1 protein-coding gene is annotated in these 2,438 nt (G+C 42.9%); it reads right to left on the reverse strand.

Going from position 1 to position 2,438, the window contains the following annotated elements:
- Positions 1-114: 114 nt before the first annotated feature.
- Positions 115-1,857, reverse strand: coding sequence for a group II intron reverse transcriptase/maturase (gene ltrA, locus F6K46_RS39320; RefSeq protein ID WP_293068805.1), 1,743 nt, complete (start codon positions 1,855-1,857; stop codon positions 115-117).
- Positions 1,858-2,438 lie beyond the last annotated feature (581 nt).

The raw sequence follows: 2,438 nt of genomic DNA on the forward strand, positions 1-2,438 counted from the left end.
CCATTAAACTAAGCCGAGGAGTCGCCTCCACCGACTCGTCTTCAAAACCGTACGTGACAGTTTCCTGTCATACGGCTCCTCATTATAGGAACCATTGTCATTGGTACCTCTACATTAGAACGGGTTGTCATCCAGTTCAGAGGAATCGCTACTTGATTCTTGACACTTAGGTTTGACATTAGTTCTATGTTTCGCATCGTGGCAATGGAGATGTAGTAACTCTAGGTTCTTATTTAGGTCACTTCCACCTAGTGCGCGTGGTATTATGTGATGCTTCTCTATTAAATCCTCTGACCTGAAGGTGAGACCACAGTGGGCACATTTTCCTTTTTGTCTTTTTAAAAGTTTTCCTTTTTGGGTAGACATTTCAGGATGTTTCTGCATTCTGTTACTCCAATAAATTAGGTCTCCGTCAAATGTGCTTCTGGATTCTTTTACTTTGACGTGCCTGACCACAGGGGTCTTGGCGTGCTTGGGTAGGTAGTTTTCCTCCCCTGTCATAAAGACCCAGTTGTCGATTTTCCGGGCGTCCCACGGATTCTGCGGTTTTTCAACCTTGGTTCCCCAGTATTTATTGTTTACCCAGGTCTTGGATTTGTTAGGGTGTCTTCTGTATCCCCATCTTTGAAGTTTGTAACAGAGCAAGTGGTCTAACTTCGAGAAGATTTTCTTACTAACCTGTGAGCGGTTGTAATTACACCATCCCGTTATAATAGGCCTGAGTTTGCTTATTAAAGCGGCTTGTGGAGCGGCTTTGTGGTTATCTATGACCTTTGCGAGCCGCTCGTAATGCTCTTTTACTTTCTTTTGAGATGGTTTGATTAAGGTTTTGTAGCCCTTGTTGTTTGACTGATGTTTACCCACTTCGTATTGACGTATATTGAATCCGAGGAAGTCATATCCGTTGAAAGTGTGGGTAATTCTGGTCTTACTGGGCTTCAATTCCAAGCCTATGTCTTTCAGCCAGTCCTTTATTATCTCAAGACATTCTTCTACCACTTCTTTGGATTTGTGCATGATGATGAAGTCGTCTGCGTATCGAACGAAATTGAGAGCTTTGACATTTTTTGCCTTTTGTCCGGGTAGAGTTCTTGCGAACTCTTTTATTCGTTCTTCCATTCCGTGGAGAGCTATATTCGCCAAAAGTGGAGAAATTATTCCACCTTGGGGAGTGCCCTCATCTGTAGGGTTGAATGTTCTATTATCCATTACTCCTGCCTTTAACCAGTTTTTGATTAATCGTTTCATGGATGGATAGGTATTCAGTTTTCCTAAAAGGACATCATGATTAATTTTGTCGAAACATTTGGAGATATCGGCGTCTAATACCCATTTGGGCATTTTATTGATTCCGAGAAATATTGTTTCGATGGCATCGTGACAAGACCGTCCTGGTCTGAATCCGTATGAATTAGGTTCAAAGACCGCTTCCCATTCCGGTTCTAAGGCAAGTTTGGTTAGTGCTTGGAGTGCTCGGTCATAGATAGTTGGTATACCTAGAGGACGTTTCTCATTACGACCTGGTTTATCAATCCAAACTCTACGGGTAGGTTGAGGTTTCTTATACAATTTCAGGTTGGCTACTAAGGTGAGTCGTTGCTTGTTGGTTAAAGCTTTTTTCCCATCTATTCCAGCCGTCTTTTTACCTTTATTTTGTTGAGTTACCTTCCTGACCGCTACCATCTTGGCAGACCAGGATTTCATCATAGTTTTTTGAAGCTTTCTTACCACGCGACTATCGCCACGTTGGGAGGCTCTGTAGATTCGTTTTTGCAACTTGAATACGGTTATTTCTAGCTTTCGCCAATCAACCTTACTCCATTCCGACTGTGGGGCGAACCCCCGAGTTTTAGACATGTTAATTGCTACTCATAACTCTACATTTTCCTACAACGTGAGTCTGTCAGCGTATTCTAGGTATTACCCCTAAACGTTTGCTTCTGACTCAATCTTTCCAACATAGGCCATGGGGCTAACTACCTACTCAGTGACCGACCGCCCTGAGAGTACCTATGTGGTTACTTCGTTCCTGATAACCATTCTGTGAACTTTTAGGGTGATACTGTCCGCCGGGAACTAGGGAAATCATTATAAAACCATCAATCTTTATAACCCTATGTGTTCCGTTTCTATTTGATTACAGCGTTTCAGCTATTTCGCTGTTCATGGATGACGACGGTTCAGGCGTATCTTTCTCTCGTACCCGTGAGTTCTATTGCCTAGTTAGCCACCACTTTTAGCTAGTAGTGTTTTACCGTTTGACCCCGCTTTAACCTAGAGCTTGTTAATTCTCAGTGATTAGGGGTAGGGCTGTCACTCGGATTTCGCGAGGGTTGGTATCTCACCAACATGGTTATCAAGTTATCAAGGTTTCTTACCTTGTGGCTAATCCCCCAAATCCTTATGGGATAAGGTTTCTAGCCAACGAATCGCACTGA

The sequence above is a fragment of the Moorena sp. SIO3E8 genome (assembly GCF_010692445.1).
Taxonomy (GTDB): Bacteria; Cyanobacteriota; Cyanobacteriia; order Cyanobacteriales; family Coleofasciculaceae; genus Moorena; species Moorena bouillonii.